Raw genomic sequence first — 15,401 nt, 5'->3', positions numbered from 1 at the left:
ATGGCCCGGCGCTATCAGGGTGGCGGTACAAGTGTAGCGCCGGGCCATGCCCGGCGAAGAGGTATCAGCCCATCAGATAACGCAACACACCCGCAGAAACCACGCCGATCAACACCGTGGGCAACATTGAAAAGCGCGTGGCGACCAGTAGCGTGATGGCGAGCGCGGCCAGATCAGCCGGCTTGTCGGCAACGAAGTCCGGGGCGATCACCGAGATCAGCACGCAGCCCGGCGCGGCTTCCATCACCGTCACCGCGCGCTTGCTCAACGTGCGGTTACGCAGAGCGAGAAAGCCGACGATGCGGGTCAGGTAGGTCGCCGCGGCCATCAGCACGATGGTCAGCACCGAGGTCCAGTGGATCAGTCCGTTGAAGATCATGCCGCGTCCTCCGCCAGCAGCCAGGCCGCGGCCAGGCCGGCCAATGCGCCGCTGGCCACGTACCACGCGCCCGGGATCAGCAGATAGGTGGCCGCGGCCACCACCAGGCTGACCAGCCACGGCCGCGCGGCCTTCATGCCCTGCCACATGCCGCGCAGCAGCACCAGGAACACGGCCGGGAAGGCCATGTCAAAACCATAGGCGTGGATGTCGCCCAGCATCGGGCCGACGATCGCGCCCAGCGCGGTACAGGCTACCCAGACCGTGTACAGGCCGGCCGAGACGCCCAGGTAGTAGGAAAGGCTGAAGCCGAGCGCACGGCGGCGCGCATCGGCCACGCCCATCGCCCAGCTTTCGTCGCACATGAAGAACAGGGCCGGCAGCACGCGACGGCGCGGCAGATGCTGCAGCAGCGGGGCCAGGCTGGCGCCCATCAGCAGGTGGCGGCTGTTGACCAGCGCGGTGATCGCCACGATCAGCGCGATATGCGGCGGCGAGGTCCACAGTTCGACGGCGGCGAATTCCGAGCCGCCGGCGAAGTTGAGGCCGGTCATCAGCGGCACTTCCAGTGCGCTCAGGCCCTTCTGCGCGGCCTGGGCGCCGAGCACCAGGGCAAAGGGAATGAAGCCGATCATCACCGGCACGGCAGCGCGCAGTCCGCGCAGGAATTCGGCACGCGGCGCGGTATCGCAGGTGTCGGGCAGGGGGAGGGTGGTACGGGCGTCCATGGAACGGCACAACGAGGTGGGGGTGGCCCATGCTAGCGGTCCAATCGCGAAATCGGGTTGCGTTGATGCCATTCAATTCGGGAATATTGAGATTCCATGCGGCGAAGGTCGCCAAAGGTGAAATCCCGTGCAGTATCAGCTCGACAACCTCGATCGCCGCATCCTCGATGCCCTGCAGCGTGACGGACGGCTGCAGAACCTGGAGCTGGCCCGGCTGGTGGGCCTTTCGCCCTCGGCCTGCCTGCGGCGGGTGCGGCTGCTGGAGGAGGGCGGCTACATCGACCGCTACGTTGCCCTGCTGAATGAGGCCAAGGTGGGGCGTGGCTTCACGGTGTTCGTGCGGGTCTGGCTCCGCGGGCAGGACGAGGACACCACCAATCACTTCATCAACAGCATCAAGTCGTTCCCGGAAGTGCTTGAATGCCATCTGATGGCGGGCGACTGCGATTTCCTACTGCGGGTGGCGGTGGCCGATCTGGATGCCTACCGGCAGTTCCAGATGCAGCACCTGAACCGGATTGCCGGGGTGCAGAACACCAAGACCGAGATCCCGATGCAGCGGATCAAGCAGACGACCCAGTTGCCGCTTTGAGGAATGGGTGGTTTCCGGCCGGGTTGCACCCGGCACCCGCGGTAGTGCCGGCCGCTGGCCGGCAACGTCAGGAGCAACAGCAACAGCAACGGCAGGCCTACTGAGGGATGGCGGGGTGGGTCCGATTGCGGGGGACGCTGCAAGTACGTCCATGTAAGCTCGGTCGCCGCATCCATGCGGCTCACGCCCCCGCAACCGGACCCACCCCGCCTTCGACAGTTCCCCGCGATCTGTCGGAACGGCATGAGCTGCTCTTGGTGGGTGTCGACCTTGGTCGACACGATTTGGTCGGCACGGGGTCGGATCCTGTTGCGGCGCAACGGGCTCTGCCCCAGGCGTGGATGACGTGGTCTGTTCGACTCATTGATGCCTGATGCATGACTGGCTTCATGGAGCCAGTTGCGCTACCAGCCGTGGGCGGCGGTCATCGCAATGACATGTGCCCCCGGTACGGTTTGAGCCCGCTTGCTGGTCGCGCGCGGGTCGGGGTTCCGGTCGTGGCGCGCGTCCACTGCAGCTGCTGTCGCTGCCGAGGGTCATGTGTTCTACGTCAGGGGGCTGAATGGACACCATGCGGTCAGAAATTGGAAGGTGGCCATCGCCGCATGGCTGCTGCTGTCCTTTGCCGCTGTGGCGCAGGACGGTGTTCATGCCTACGACATCCCTGCGCAACCGCTGGAGCAGGCGGTCGAGCGCTTCAGCGTCATCAGCGGGTGGTCGGTGATGTACCCGGGCGATCTTGCCGCGGGCCGTAGCAGCCATGCGCTGCGCGCCAGCCTCGCGCCGCTGCCTGCCTTGCAGATGCTGCTGCAGGATTCCGGTATCGAGGCCGAGGTGATCGGCGAGCAGCGCGTGGTGCTGCGCCGGGGCACGCCCGCGGCAGCCGAACCCGGTATTGGCGCCGAGCTCCCGGATGCCGAACGTCGACGTCGCTACGGTGGCCTGCAGCAGCGGCTGCGTGCGGCGTTCTGTGACGACCCCGAGATCGCGCCCGGCCGCTATGCCGCAACGCTGCGCTTCCGCGTCGACGGCGAGGGCCGGGTGCAGCAGCCCGAGCTGCTGTCGGGCAGCGGAAGTGCCCGCCGCGATGCGCGCCTGCTTCACGCGCTGCACGGCCTGGTACTGGCGCCCGATGCCGCCGCGCTGCCGCAGCCGGTGACCCTGCAGATCCGACCTTCCGGCACCGACCACGACTGTGGCCGGCGCGCGCCCCTTCCATGACTTCAAGGATTCGAACATGAGCAACGGTACGGCTGGGGCAGTTGACCTGATGGACCACCTTCTGGGGGCCTACGACGAGCTGAAGCGCCGCCTGGTGCGCAAGCTGGGCTCGGAGGAGCTGGCCGGCGATGCGCTGCAGGACACCTGGATGCGCCTGAGTGCGCGCCGTGACCGCCTGGATGCGGTGCAGAACCCCGCGGCCTACCTGCTGCGCATGGCGATGAACACGGTGATCGACCGCCAGCGTGCCGACCACCGCCTGCTGAGCCTGGAAGAGGTGGATACGCTGATGGAGATGGCCGACCCTGCACCGGGCCCGGCGCAGGCGGCCGAACTGGATTTCGCGCTGGAGGACATGGTCGGCCTGCTGCAGCGCATGCCCGAGCGCCGACGCCGCATCCTGCTGGCGATCCGCGTCGATGGCCTGCAGCAGCGCGACGTCGCCGACCAGCTGGGCGTGTCGCTGCGGCTTGTGCAGCGCGAGCTGAAAGCGGCCCAGGACTACCTGGCCGAGCGCAGCGGACAGGGGCGTCAGGTGCGGTTCTGAGCGGCGGCATCCGTCTACACTTTGACGCCGAGCAGAACCCCGCAGCGTGCGGGTCCGGCATGAGCCCCCATGGATCCTGACGATCGCCCGCAACGCCCGCTGGATGCCGTCGAGCGTCAGGCCCACGCGTGGGTGGTGCGGCTGACCTCGGGCGAGGCGACCGCCGCCGATGGGCGCAGGTTCCGCGAGTGGTGCGAGGCTGACCCGCGTCATCGGGAAGCATTCGGCCGTGCGCGCCGGCAATGGGAGCAGGTACGCCTGGCAGGCGAACAGCTGCCCGCCGCTGCGCGCCAGCCGGTCGCGCCGACGCCGTCCCAGCGCTGGAGCCGGCGCGCCTTCCTGGGCGCCGCGATTGCCGCACCGGCCAGCCTGGTGGTGGTGGCGGCGATCCGCCCGCCGCTGGGGCTGTGGCCCTCGGTGACGGCGATGGCGGCCGATTTCCACACCGGCACCGGTGAGCGACTGCAGATCGCGCCCTTGCCGCAGCTGAAGATCGAACTGGATACACAGAGCAGCCTGCGCCGTCGTTCGGACACGCTAGGCGAAGGCTTCGAGCTGGTGCAGGGCCAGGCCGCGATCGAAACCCAGGCAGGCCTGCGCCTCGCCCTATTCGCGGGGCCGGGCTGCGTGATCGCCGATGAAGGTGCGGTGCGCCTGGACGTCCGCAACACCCACGGCCAGGTACGGGTGACCTGCCTGCAGGGCAGCGCCCGCATCGAGCACCCGCAGGGCCGCCTGCAGCTGCAGGCGGGCCAGCAGACCCAATACGACGAGCGCCTCAGTGGCGTGGTGGCCGAAGCCCTGGCCTCGGAAGTGAGCGCCTGGACCGAGGGCATGCTGGTGTTCCGTCGCGCTCCATTGCGCGAGGTGGTGGATGAAATCAACCGCTACCGCCGCGGCAAGGTGCTGCTGGGCGAATCGGCATTGGCGCGGGCCCCGGTCAGCGGCCGCTTCCGCATCGATGATCCGGACGCGGCGCTGGAGCAGCTGCGACTGACGATGTCGCTGGATCTGCGTCGCTTTCCGGGTGGCATTGCCGTCCTTGGTTAGGTGAAGACGCTGGCCGTGCGCGCCGCGCAGGGCTGTTGCAAGCAAGGAGACGCCAAGGATGCGCAACGAGACCATCGGTGTGCTGGATCTGCGCCGCAACCTGTCGGCGCTGCTGGAAACCACGCAGCGACGGCCTTTGATGGTGCATCGCTATGGATCGCCGTGGGTGTGCGTGGTATCCGATGCGCAATGGCAGCAACAGGCCGTTCTGCTGGAGTTCGATCCGCAGTCCCACCCGTTGGCGATGCTGTTGCGGCTGCAGCAGCAGGTGCTGCCCCTCGCTGAGGCCGGCACGCTGCCGCCTGCGGCGATGGCGCGCGTGCTGCTGCTGATGGGCATGCACGGCATCGACGATCTCGTGCAACTGCACGAACAGGTGCAGCACCATCGTCTTTGGCACTGGTTCGTGGCCGGCACCCATGGCGTGATGGATGGCTGGCAGCTGCCGGCGCTGCGTGTTGCGATGGCGTCATGGTGCGATGACGTGGATATGTCCAATGCGCTGACAACGTTCGCCGCACGCAGCGATGTGGCGATACTGGCGCGCCGTTGCGGGGGCGAAGCGCCGCGACTGGAGCGCGAAGCCTGCAGGCAGATGACGCTGCGATGACGTTGCTGATGAAGCGCCACGCAGCGCACAGAGACGCATTCGCGTTGTCGCTTCGCCTGCCTTGCTGACGTCTTCTCCAGAGTACGACGCACCACGCGTCGTGGAGCACGGGCGGCGCCGATGGCAGATAGTCGCAGGATCAGCATGCTGGAACTGGATCGCCACCTGAGCCAGTCGCTGGAGCAGGCTCGGCACACGCCTGTGAACGTGCAGCGCTATGGGCACTCGTGGGTCTGGGTGCTGTCCAGTGATGCCTGGGCCGATGCGGCGCGCTGGGCGGCACTGGACAGCAGCGCGCATCCGCTGGCCGCGCTGCGGCGCGCCCTCGATCTGCAGCTGCGGCCCTGGCCCGAAGCGGCCATGAACGCGCTGCCGCTTGACGCGGGCGATGTGCGGCAGCTGCAACGTGCGGCGTTGCTGGTGGTCGTGCGTGATCTCAACAGTGCGCAGCGCGTGTACGACGACCTGCGCTACCACCAGGCCTACCGGATGTTCATCGGCCTCGATCATGGAACAGCGTGGTCGCCGATGCAGTGCGTACGCCTGCTGCAGGCCTGCGCGCACCCGTTGCTGCGCGGCTGCATCGACGATGCGCTGGCCAGCGTGCCACAGCACTTGTTCGAGTCTGCATGTGTACCTGCGGCACGTGCTGCGCCTGCACAGGCACACGCGCAGCGAATAGCAGGCGGATGTTTATCGTACTGACACATGCACCGCTGACCATGGCACAGCGGTCTCTTCCAGGATGACGAGGGCGGAACAATGGCAAGGCAGGTGGGTGGTCGCAGGGCTCGGCAGCAGGGCTTCAGCCTGATCGAGATCATGGTGGTGGTGGTGATCATCGGCATTCTCGCGGCATTGATCGTGCCGCGGTTGATGGACCGTCCCGACCAGGCGCGCGTGGTGGCGGCGCGCCAGGACATCGCGGCGCTGATGCAGGCATTGAAGTTGTTCAAGCTGGACAACGGTCGCTATCCCAGCGCCGAACAGGGCCTGCAGGCGCTGGTGAAGCCGCCGCAGGGCAGCGGTGCGATGCCGGTGACACCGTATCTGGATCGCCTGCCGAATGACCCATGGGGCCATCCGTACCAGTACCAGATTCCCGGAACCCATGGCGACATCGATGTGTTCTCGCTGGGTGCGGACAGCAAGCCCGGTGGCGACGCCGGGAACGCGGACATCGGCTCCTGGCAGCTGTGAGGCGTGCAGATGACAGCCCGGACGCGTTCGGTCCCGTGCACCCGCCAGCGCGGCATGGCGGTGATCGTCGCCCTGCTGGTGGTGGCATTGGTGGCGGTGATTGCCACTGCACTGCTGACCCGGCAGTCGGCACAGCTGCGTGCGCTGCGTGGCGACCAGCTGCGTGCGCAGGTGCGCATGGCGGTCGATGCCACCCTGGAGCGCGCGGCGCAGCAGCTGCGTGACGATGTAAAGGAGCAGTTGACCACGGTGCGCAGCGGCCGTTGGGCGCGTCCACTGACGCTGCAGGCGCCGCTGCCGGTGCAGTTGCAGCTGGTCGATGCACAGTCCATGTTCAACCTGCGCAACCTGCTGGCCTATGGCAAGCCGGACCCGGAGGCACGGCGCGCGTTCATCTCGCTGTGTGCCGGGCAGGGACTGGGGCTGGGTGCCTGTGCATCTGCTGCCGACCACATTCAGGCGCGGCTGCGTGATGGCGACCTGCAGGCGCAGGCGCCGTTGCCGCGTGAATCGCTGATCGAGCAGGCCCTGGCGGGCGCCGACCCAGTGGCGGTGCAGGCACTGGCACGGCGCACCGTGGTGCTGCCGGCCCAGACCCTGGTCAATGCCAACACCAGTGACATCAGCGTGTTGCAGGCGGTCACTCCCGGCGTGGAGCCGGGGCGCCTGCAGGCGCTACTCGGTGAGCGCGACGGTGGCCACTGGCTGCTCAACCGCGGCGATATCGCCAATCGACTGCAACTGAGCAACGCGCAGATGGCCGTGGTGCCGCTTGGCATTCATAGCGAGTGGTTCCTTGCCGTCGGCCAGGTACAGGCCGATGGCAATGCGGTCGACTTCCGGGCCCTGATCTGGCGCGAGTACCGCGATGACAGTGTGCGCGTGCAGCGTGTGTGGACGAGGATTGGAGCATGAGCGTGCAGCTGAGGGTGCGCCTGCCGGCGCTGGAACACCTGCGCGCCGACAGTACGGTCGAGTGGGCGCAGATGCACAAGGGTGGGGTGCTGGCCCATGGCCGCGAGGGCTTGGCCGTGCTCGGGCAACGTCATCCGCAGGCCGAGGTGCTGGCCTGTCTCGATCCGCAGGACCTGATCCTGCTGGAACTGCAGCTGCCGCCGCTGTCGGGCCGCAGGCTGCAGGCCGCATTGCAGGGCGAAGTAGAGGCGATGCTGCTGGATGACCTGCAGGAGGTGGCGCTGGCACACGGTGCACAGGCGGCTGACGGTACCGTTCCGGTGGCCTGGCTCGGCCAGCAGGCGGTCCTGCAGGCGCAGCAGCTGCTGGCCTCGTGCGCACTGCAGCTGCAGGCGCTGTATCCGACGCCGCTGCTGCTGCCGTGGCAGGACGGACAGGCCACGCTGCAGGTCAGCGGCGAGCACCTGCTGGTGCGCAGCGGGCGCGATCGTGGGTTCGTCCAATGGTATGGCGGACGTGACGCGTGTGCCGTGATGCAAGCCCTGGCCGTGCGCCTGCAGCAGGCCGGCGTGCAGGCCGTGCAATGGATCGACAGCGTGCCGTCGGCGTGGCCGGAGAACCTGCCGGCCACCGTGGTCGCGCATGAACGGCAGGCATGCGGACCCGTGCCAGCGTGGTCGTTGCCACTGCCGGGTCGCAGCAGGCAGGCACCCCGCGTGGCGATCGGCCTCGCATTAGCGGCGGTGTTGCTGGCTGCGCTTGGGCTGCAGCTGCAGGTCTCGCGCTGGCGCAGCGAGGGCGAGGCGTTGCAGCAGGACATGGTGCGGCAGTTCAGCTCGCACTTTCCGGAGATCACCGATGTGGTGGACCCGGTGCTGCAGGCGCGGCGCGCGCTGGCCGTGCCGTTGCCGGCGCCGCCGTTGCCACCGGTGCAGCGGCAGGTCGCAACGACGCTGCAGGCGATTCCGGAGTTGGGCGGCCAGGTGCGCGGCCTGCGCTATCAACCCGGCCAGCTGGAACTGGAGCTGGACGCCGATATGCAGGCAGCAGCCAATGACGCACAGCGGCTGGAGCGGTGGCAGCAGGCGGCGCAGGCGCAGGGCCTGCAGCTGGCGCGCGAGGCCGGTGGACGCCTGCGCGTGAGCGGGGGCGGACAGTGACCGCCAGAGCCGTGCGCCTGGGCGAGGGTGTGGCCGGTCTGCAGCGACGCTGGCAGCACCTGCCGCCGCGCGACCGCTGGATGCTGTGGGTGATGGTGCTGGCGCTGCTGGCAGCGGGGCTGTGGTCATTCTGGCTGGAGCCGCTGCTGAAACAGCGTGCGTACTGGCAGGCTGAGCTGCCGCGGCTGCAGGCGCAGGCGCGCGCACTGGCGCCGCTGCTGCGTGCACGCGAACGCCAGCAGCAGGTGCAGGGGCAGCGCCCGACGCTGGCCGCGCTGCGTAATGGAATCAAGTCCGCCGGCCTCGCCGATGGACTGCATGTCGAAGCACGCGACGGGCGTTGGCACCTGCAGGTGCAGGCCGTACCTGCTGACGCACTGTGGAACTGGCTGCTGCCCGTGCTGGCCGATCCGGCCATCGAACTGCAGCAACTGCAACTGACACGCACAGGGGATGCGAACATGCCGGCGGCACGGATATCCGGAAACATCGTGATGGCACTCACTGCGGGTGGCCATTCATGAGGGCGATGCGCAGCCTTGCCTGCAGCACTGTACTGGCCCTGATCGTGGGTGGCGCTCACGTTGTTGCACCGGCACAGGCGCAGGAGGCCCCCGATGAACCGGTGCAGTTGAACCTGGTGGATACCGATATCGGCGGCGTACTGCGCATGGCGGCGCGCTTCACCGGTCGCCAGTTCCTGGTCGACCCGCGGGTGACCGGCAAGATGACCGTGGTCTCCGATGGCCCGGTCAGCCGTTCCCAGGCCTACCAGCTGCTGCTGGGCGCACTGCGCATGCGTGGCTTTGCCGTGGTCGAGAACGGCGGTGTCAGCCGGGTGGTGCCGCAGGCCGAGGCCAAGCTGCTCGGTGGCCGTGTGGGCGCGGGCGGGGCCGGCGGCGAGGTGGCCACGCGCACCTTCGCGCTGCGCTACGAGAACGCAGCCGCGCTGGTGGCGGTGCTGCGGCCGATGATCAGCCCGGACAATCCGATCACCGCCAACCCGGGCAACAACACCCTGGTGATCACCGACTATGCCGACAACCTGGAGCGCATCGCGCGGGTGATCGCCAGCGTCGATACACCGGCTGGCATGGACACCGATGTGGTGAAGCTGCAGCAGGGTATTGCCGTTGACGTGGCAGCGATGGTCGCGCCGTTGCTGGATGCGCAGGGCGCCGAGCCCAGCCAGAAGGTGGTGGTGATGGCCGACCCCCGCAGCAACAGCGTGCTGCTGCGTTCCAGCAGCCCGGGCCGAACGCGCCTGGCGCGGCAGTTGGTGGAGAAGCTGGACCGCGCGCAGGACGAGTCCGGCAACCTGCATGTGGTCTATCTGCGCAATGCCCAGGCCAATCAGCTCGCCGGCGTGCTGCGCGGCGTGGTGGCCGGGCAGAGCGATGCACCGGCAATGGGCAGCAACGAAGGCATCACGCCACTGCCGGGTGACGCCAACCGCGCCACACCGTCGCAGCCGTCTCAGTCACAGCAGGCCAAGACCGGTGGCAATGCACTGGAATCACAACGGCTGGATCCGAATCGCCGTGATCCGATCGACGCCGGCAGTACCGGCTTCAGCCAGAACGGCATTTCGGTGCAGGCCGACGTGGCCACCAACACGCTGCTGATCTCGGCGCCGGAGCCGGTCTACCGCAACCTTCGGCGGGTGATCGACCAGCTCGACCAGCGCCGTGCACAGGTGCTGGTGGAAAGCCTCATCGTGGAGGTCAACCAGACCGACGCGGCCGAACTGGGCGTGCAGTGGATGCTGGGCAATGGCCGCACCTTCGGCGGCACCCACTTCGGCGGCACCACCGGTGGCAGCGGGCTGAACACCACCGCACGCACCACCCTGGACGTGCTGCCCAAGGATGGCCTGAAGATCGGCGTCATCGACGGCACCATCAACCTGCCCGGCGTCGGCCAGATCCTCAACATGAAGGCGTTGGCCAACGCGCTGCAGAGCAAGGGCGGTGCCAACATCCTGTCCACGCCGAACCTGATGACGCTGGACAACGAAGCGGCCAGCATCATGGTCGGGCAGACCGTGCCGTTCGTCAGCGGCCGCTACGTGACCGACGGTGGTGGCGGCAGCAACAACCCGTTCCAGACCATCGTGCGCGAGGACGTGGGCCTGAAGCTGCGGGTGCGCCCGCAGATCTCCGAGGGCGGCACGGTGAAGCTGGACATCTACCAGGAAGTCAGCAGCATCGACGCGCAGAGCGCGAACAGCACGGCCGGCATCATCACCAACAAGCGCGCCCTGGATACCAGCGTGCTGCTAGACGATGGCCAGATCATGGTGTTGGGTGGCCTGCTGGAAGACAGTGTGAGCCACGGCCGTGATGCGGTGCCGGGGCTGGGAAAGATCCCGGTGCTGGGCGCCTTGTTCCGCAGTGATACCCGCAAGCGCGCCAAGACCAACCTGATGGTGTTCCTGCGCCCGCACGTGGTGCGCGATCCGGCCGCCGGCCAGCGCCTGACCCGCGACCGCTACGACTACATGCGCAACGCGCAGGCCGGTGCGCAGCCGGTGCAGAGCTGGGCGCTGCCGGCGCTGTCGGCACCGCAGCTGCCGCCGCAGGACCTGTCTGTACTCGGCCAGGGCAATGCACGCGATGGCCAGGGCCAGCCGCTGCAGAACAGCAGCCTGGCGGCGCTGTACCCGTCCGGTGACGGCGATGCGCAGCTGGTGCAGTTCGCGCAGGGGCTGGACCCGGCGCGTGCCAGCCAGGGCGTTGCGCAGGTGCGTGCACTGGGCCTGCAGGCCTATGCCGAAGCGACGCCCGGCGAGAGCGGGCAACGCCTGCGGGTGCGATTGCCGCGCGACCCGGCGACGCTGGATCCGGCGTTGCAGCAGCTGCGCGGGCTGGGATACACGCCGGAACTGGTGATCGGGCCGTGAGCGCCGCCGCGTCACTGCCGTACGCCTGGGTGCGCAGCCATGGCGTGATGCTGTCCGAAGTTGGCGGCGAGTCGGTGCTGCTGGGCACCGCCGACACCGCGGCGTGGGCCGTGGCCGAACTGCGCCGACGGCATGGCCCGCTGCCGTTCCAGGCGCTGGATGCCGCGACCTGGCAGCAGCGGCTGGGTGAGCAGTACCGTGACGGCGGCGATGCCGCTGCCGTGGTCGGGGCTGCTGAAAGTGAAGTGGATCTGGACCGGCTGATGCAGGACATGCCGGAGGTCACCGATCTGCTGGATGCACAGGACGATGCGCCGGTGATCCGCATGATCAACGCGCTGCTGGCACAGGCCGCACGCGATGGCGCCAGCGATCTGCACATCGAGCCGTTCGAGACCCATTCGGTGGTGCGCTACCGGGTGGACGGCACCCTGCGCGACATGGTGCAGCCACGGCGCGCACTGCACGCGGCGCTGGTGTCGCGCATCAAGATCATGGCCCACCTGGACATCGCCGAGAAGCGGCTGCCGCAGGACGGGCGCATCGCGATCCGGGTGGGTGGGCGTCCGTTGGACATCCGCGTCTCCACGGTGCCGACCGGGCATGGCGAGCGCGCCGTGCTGCGACTGCTGGAGAAGGATGCCGGCCGTCTGCAGCTGCAGCGCCTGGGCATGGCCGATGACACCCTGGCCACGTTCACCGGATTGATCCGGCAGCCGCATGGCATCGTGCTGGTCACCGGCCCGACCGGCAGCGGCAAGACCACCTCGCTGTACGCCGCGCTGGGCCAGCTCGACAGCAGCACCAGCAACATCCTCACCGTGGAAGACCCGGTGGAGTATGACTTCGCCGGCATCGGCCAGATCCAAGTCAACGCGCGTATCGGCATGAGCTTCGGCACGGCGCTGCGCGCGATCCTGCGCCAGGATCCGGACACCATCATGATCGGTGAGATCCGCGACCTGGAGACCGCGCAGATTGCGGTGCAGTCGTCGTTGACCGGCCATGGCGTACTGGCCTCCCTGCACACCAACGACGCGATCTCGGCGGTGACCCGCCTGGCCGACATGGGCGTGGAACCGTTCCTGCTGGCCTCGTCGCTGCGCGGCGTGCTGGCGCAGCGGCTGGTGCGGCGGCTATGCACGCAGTGCCGGCGCGTCGAGGTGGACGACGAGGGCCGTACCATGTGGCGTGCGGTGGGCTGCGCGGCCTGTGCCAACAGCGGCTACCGGGGACGCACCGGTATCCACGAACTGTTCGTGGTCGACGACCGCGTGCGTGCGCTGATCCACGAAGGGCAGGGGGAACCCTGCGCTGCGCGAGGCGGCACGACGTGCTGGCATGCGGACGTTGCGCCAGGACGGTCAGCGCTGGGTCGACAGCGGGGTGACCACGCTGGAAGAGATCCTGCGCGTCACCGGCGACGACTGAGGCTTGCATGGCGCTGTTCGACTACCAGGCCGCCAACGCGCAGGGCCGCATCGAGAAGGGTCAGCTGGACGCCGACAGCCCGCGCGGCGCGCGCCAGCTGCTGCGCGGTCGTGGCTTGACCCCTGTGCAGGTAAGCCCGGCGCGCAGTGCGGGCGGTGGCTGGGGCGCGCGGAGGCTTTCGGCAAGCGAGCTGGCGTGGGCCACGCGTCAGCTGGCCAGCCTGTTGGCTGCAAGCCTGCCGCTGGAAGGCGCGTTGAGCGCGGTCATCGAACAGGCCGAGCGCCCGCATGTCGCGCAGGCGCTTACTGCCGTTCGTGCCGATGTACGCGCTGGCCAGCGCCTGACTGTTGCATTGGCAGCGCGGCCACGCGATTTTCCGCCGATCTACCGGGCACTCGTGGGCGCGGGCGAAGACTCAGGTGATCTTGCGCGGGTGATGGAGCGCTTGGCCGACTACATCGAAGAACGCAATGCGCTGCAGGCCAAGGTACTGACGGCTTTCATCTATCCGGCGGCGATCAGCCTGGTGTCGGTGGCGATCGTGGTCTTCCTGCTCAGCTATGTGGTGCCGCAGGTGGTGACCGCGTTCGTGCAGGCACGGCAAACGCTGCCGATGCTGACCCAGGTGATGCTGGCGGCCAGTGCATTCGTTCGCAGCTGGGGAGTGTGGGCGGGGCTCGGCATCGCTGCGTTGGTGGTGGCATGGCGGTTGGCTCTGCGCAAGCCCGAGCTGCGCCTGCGCTGGGACGCGATGCTGCTGCGGGTGCCGATGGTCGGGCGTTTCGTACTGGGTGTGAACAGTGCGCGCTTTGCCTCGACCCTGGCGATCCTGCTGGATGCCGGTGTGCCGCTGCTGCGTGCACTGGAAGCGGCGCGACAGACCCTAGGAAACGCGCTGCTGGCGCGCTGTGCCGATGACGTGTCTGCGCGCGTGCGCGAAGGTGCGGCGCTGGGTGCTGCGCTGAAGGTGCAGAAGGTGTATCCGCCGATCCTGGTGCACCTGGTGGTCAGCGGTGAGAAGACCGGCTCGCTGGCACCGCTGCTGGATCGCGCTGCGCAGACCATCTCGCGCGAGATCGAACGTCGCGCGATGGCACTGACTGCGCTGCTGGAGCCGACCATGATCCTGGTGATGGGCGGCGTGGTGCTGACCATCGTGCTGGCCGTGCTGATGCCGATCATGGAAATGAACCAGCTGGTGCAGTGATGCGCAACGGACATCACGGGTAGCGCCGCGCCATGCCCGGCGAGCGCGCAGCGCGGCACGCTTCCGATTCTCCACACAATCCTCCACACCTTTTTTCGATCTTCCACAGGTTTCTTAAGCGGCCTGTCATCGGCGCGGACCAGCATGGACACGTCGCCGCAGAGTGGGCTGGGAGGCCCTCGGCGGCAGCAGGCGTGTAGTGACCGTTCCTCCCTTGGTGTTTCCCTTCGCAGTAAACCCTTCAGGAGAAGATCATGAACAAGTACAAGACCCTGGCCGCGCTGGTTGCTACCGCGCTGCTCGCTACCGTTGGCGCCGCCTCGGCCCAGCAGTCGCTCATCAACGGTGGCGGCGCCTCGCTGCCGGCCGACCTGTACAAGGGCCAGGCCGACAGCATCCTGCCGGCCAACTTCAGCTACGCCGTGACCGGCTCGGGCACCGGCAAGAAGGCGTTCCTCGAGAACACCATCGGCCTGTTCATCACCAACGGCACCGGCAACGTGCATTTCGCTGGCAGCGACTCGGTCCTGAGCAGCACCGAGATCACCAACTACAACAACTCGGCGCTGGCCTCCACGCTCGGCCCGGTGCTGCAGCTGCCGTCGGTCGCCACCTCGGTCACCGTGCCGTACAACAAGGCCGGTGGTGATCTGAACCTGGACGTGGCCAAGATCTGCGGCGTGTTCTCGGGCAAGATCAACGACTGGTCGCAGCTGGACAGCGCCCGCAGCGGCGCCATCAAGGTCATCTACCGCGGCGAAAGCAGCGGCACCAGCGAGCTGCTGACCCGCTTCCTGACCGCCGCCTGTGCCACCGAAGACCTGAGCGCCACCCGTCTGGTCGGCGGCAAGTTCCAGGTCAAGTCGACCTTCGCCGATCTGTTCACCCGCGATGCGCAGAACAACCTGCCGGCCTTCCTGGAAGCGGCTCCGGCCACTGGCGGCACCTCGCTGTACAACCGTGTCTACCAGGTTGCCGGCGCCATCGGCTATGTCGGCCCGGACGTGATCCCGAACCTGCAGGATGCGACCAAGATTGCCAAGGTGAAGGGCTTCTCGCCGGATGAAGTGAGCGTTGCCGCTACCCTGAATACCGTCGCCCCGCCGACCGGTGCCGACATTGCCAACCCGGCCAAGTGGGTGCCGGTGTTCACCAACCCGACCGCCGGCTACCCGATCGCCGGTTACACCAACCTGGTGTTCGCACAGTGCTACCGCACCCTGCCGCAGCGCCAGGCTGTCCGCAACTTCCTGGAAAAGCACTACAACCTGGGCGTGGATGGCAACAACGATGCTGCCGTGCGTGCGCACGGTTTCATCCCGCTGACCCAGACCTGGCGTGAAGCCGTTGCCAACAACCTGATCTCGGCCACCCCGGCCACCGGTCTGGGCAACGCCAGCACCTGCGCCGGCATCGGCCGTTGATCCACCGAACCTGCTGAACAGGGCGCCGACCGCGA

Annotated in this window: 15 protein-coding genes and 1 pseudogene; 14 read left to right on the top strand and 2 right to left on the bottom strand. The window is 68.0% G+C overall.

What is annotated here, in order from left to right:
• Nucleotides 1-64: 64 nt before the first annotated feature.
• Both ACZK33_RS13420 and ACZK33_RS13415 read right to left on the bottom strand, forming a co-directional pair.
• Nucleotides 65-379, bottom strand: coding sequence for an AzlD family protein (locus ACZK33_RS13420; RefSeq protein WP_049462743.1), 315 nt, complete (start codon nt 377-379; stop codon nt 65-67).
• Entirely contained in the window at nt 376-1,107 is a 732-nt protein-coding gene (locus ACZK33_RS13415) for an AzlC family ABC transporter permease (protein WP_423174234.1), read from the bottom strand. Before ACZK33_RS13415 ends, ACZK33_RS13420 begins: the two co-directional genes overlap by 4 nt.
• Nucleotides 1,108-1,234: 127 nt before the next feature.
• Here ACZK33_RS13415 and ACZK33_RS13410 point away from each other — a divergent pair, with 127 nt between their 5' ends.
• From ACZK33_RS13410 to ACZK33_RS13345, 14 genes and pseudogenes are all read left to right on the top strand, one after another.
• Nucleotides 1,235-1,699 (top strand): Lrp/AsnC family transcriptional regulator, encoded by a 465-nt coding sequence (locus tag ACZK33_RS13410; RefSeq protein ID WP_005413654.1) that lies wholly within the window; start codon nt 1,235-1,237, stop codon nt 1,697-1,699.
• A gap of 540 nt (nt 1,700-2,239) precedes the next feature.
• Nucleotides 2,240-2,920 (top strand): STN domain-containing protein, encoded by a 681-nt coding sequence (locus ACZK33_RS13405; RefSeq protein ID WP_182266214.1) that lies wholly within the window; start codon nt 2,240-2,242, stop codon nt 2,918-2,920.
• Between the two features lie 16 nt (nt 2,921-2,936).
• Nucleotides 2,937-3,467 (top strand): RNA polymerase sigma factor, encoded by a 531-nt coding sequence (locus tag ACZK33_RS13400; RefSeq protein WP_032128154.1) that lies wholly within the window; start codon nt 2,937-2,939, stop codon nt 3,465-3,467.
• A gap of 69 nt (nt 3,468-3,536) precedes the next feature.
• Nucleotides 3,537-4,517 (top strand): FecR family protein, encoded by a 981-nt coding sequence (locus ACZK33_RS13395; RefSeq protein WP_182266213.1) that lies wholly within the window; start codon nt 3,537-3,539, stop codon nt 4,515-4,517.
• A 58-nt stretch (nt 4,518-4,575) separates the two neighbouring features.
• Nucleotides 4,576-5,127, top strand: coding sequence for a hypothetical protein (locus tag ACZK33_RS13390; RefSeq protein WP_153855492.1), 552 nt, complete (start codon nt 4,576-4,578; stop codon nt 5,125-5,127).
• A gap of 144 nt (nt 5,128-5,271) precedes the next feature.
• Nucleotides 5,272-5,832, top strand: coding sequence for a hypothetical protein (locus ACZK33_RS13385; RefSeq protein WP_232527985.1), 561 nt, complete (start codon nt 5,272-5,274; stop codon nt 5,830-5,832).
• 57 nt (nt 5,833-5,889) lie between these two features.
• Complete coding sequence (gene gspG, locus ACZK33_RS13380) at nt 5,890-6,327, top strand: type II secretion system major pseudopilin GspG (protein ID WP_014037416.1); 438 nt, start codon at nt 5,890-5,892, stop codon at nt 6,325-6,327.
• Between the two features lie 9 nt (nt 6,328-6,336).
• Nucleotides 6,337-7,242 (top strand): type II secretion system minor pseudopilin GspK, encoded by a 906-nt coding sequence (gene gspK, locus ACZK33_RS13375; RefSeq protein WP_423174235.1) that lies wholly within the window; start codon nt 6,337-6,339, stop codon nt 7,240-7,242.
• Complete coding sequence (gene gspL / locus ACZK33_RS13370; protein WP_423174236.1) at nt 7,239-8,402, top strand: type II secretion system protein GspL; 1,164 nt, start codon at nt 7,239-7,241, stop codon at nt 8,400-8,402. Before gspK ends, gspL begins: the two co-directional genes overlap by 4 nt.
• The gene (gene gspM / locus ACZK33_RS13365) at nt 8,399-8,926 is read left to right on the top strand and encodes a type II secretion system protein GspM (protein WP_423174237.1); all 528 of its coding nucleotides are present in this window, start codon (nt 8,399-8,401) and stop codon (nt 8,924-8,926) included. Before gspL ends, gspM begins: the two co-directional genes overlap by 4 nt.
• The gene (gspD, locus tag ACZK33_RS13360) at nt 8,923-11,304 is read left to right on the top strand and encodes a type II secretion system secretin GspD (protein ID WP_423174238.1); all 2,382 of its coding nucleotides are present in this window, start codon (nt 8,923-8,925) and stop codon (nt 11,302-11,304) included. The genes gspM and gspD overlap by 4 nt, the downstream gene beginning before the upstream one ends.
• A pseudogene (gene gspE / locus ACZK33_RS13355) lies at nt 11,301-12,735 on the top strand (type II secretion system ATPase GspE). Before gspD ends, gspE begins: the two are co-directional and overlap by 4 nt.
• Nucleotides 12,736-12,742: 7 nt before the next feature.
• On the top strand, nt 12,743-13,942 hold the full coding sequence (gene gspF / locus ACZK33_RS13350) for a type II secretion system inner membrane protein GspF (protein ID WP_423174240.1): 1,200 nt from the start codon (nt 12,743-12,745) through the stop codon (nt 13,940-13,942).
• A gap of 254 nt (nt 13,943-14,196) precedes the next feature.
• Complete coding sequence (locus tag ACZK33_RS13345; RefSeq protein ID WP_423174241.1) at nt 14,197-15,366, top strand: substrate-binding domain-containing protein; 1,170 nt, start codon at nt 14,197-14,199, stop codon at nt 15,364-15,366.
• The last annotated feature ends 35 nt before the right edge of the window (nt 15,367-15,401 follow it).

The organism is Stenotrophomonas sp. 86156_Sma (assembly GCF_056481625.1).
Note: the sequence above shows the minus strand (reverse complement) of the source record. Positions and strands in the feature narration are given on the sequence as shown.

Coding starts and splice junctions, on each gene's coding strand:
- ACZK33_RS13420 (WP_049462743.1), bottom strand. CDS start 379: ATGATCTTCAACGGACTGATCCACTGGACCTCGGTGCTGACCATCGTG.
- ACZK33_RS13415 (WP_423174234.1), bottom strand. CDS start 1,107: ATGGACGCCCGTACCACCCTCCCCCTGCCCGACACCTGCGATACCGCG.
- ACZK33_RS13400 (WP_032128154.1), top strand. CDS start 2,937: ATGAGCAACGGTACGGCTGGGGCAGTTGACCTGATGGACCACCTTCTG.
- ACZK33_RS13395 (WP_182266213.1), top strand. CDS start 3,537: ATGGATCCTGACGATCGCCCGCAACGCCCGCTGGATGCCGTCGAGCGT.
- ACZK33_RS13390 (WP_153855492.1), top strand. CDS start 4,576: ATGCGCAACGAGACCATCGGTGTGCTGGATCTGCGCCGCAACCTGTCG.
- ACZK33_RS13385 (WP_232527985.1), top strand. CDS start 5,272: ATGCTGGAACTGGATCGCCACCTGAGCCAGTCGCTGGAGCAGGCTCGG.
- gspG (WP_014037416.1), top strand. CDS start 5,890: ATGGCAAGGCAGGTGGGTGGTCGCAGGGCTCGGCAGCAGGGCTTCAGC.
- gspK (WP_423174235.1), top strand. CDS start 6,337: ATGACAGCCCGGACGCGTTCGGTCCCGTGCACCCGCCAGCGCGGCATG.
- gspL (WP_423174236.1), top strand. CDS start 7,239: ATGAGCGTGCAGCTGAGGGTGCGCCTGCCGGCGCTGGAACACCTGCGC.
- gspD (WP_423174238.1), top strand. CDS start 8,923: ATGAGGGCGATGCGCAGCCTTGCCTGCAGCACTGTACTGGCCCTGATC.
- gspF (WP_423174240.1), top strand. CDS start 12,743: ATGGCGCTGTTCGACTACCAGGCCGCCAACGCGCAGGGCCGCATCGAG.
- ACZK33_RS13345 (WP_423174241.1), top strand. CDS start 14,197: ATGAACAAGTACAAGACCCTGGCCGCGCTGGTTGCTACCGCGCTGCTC.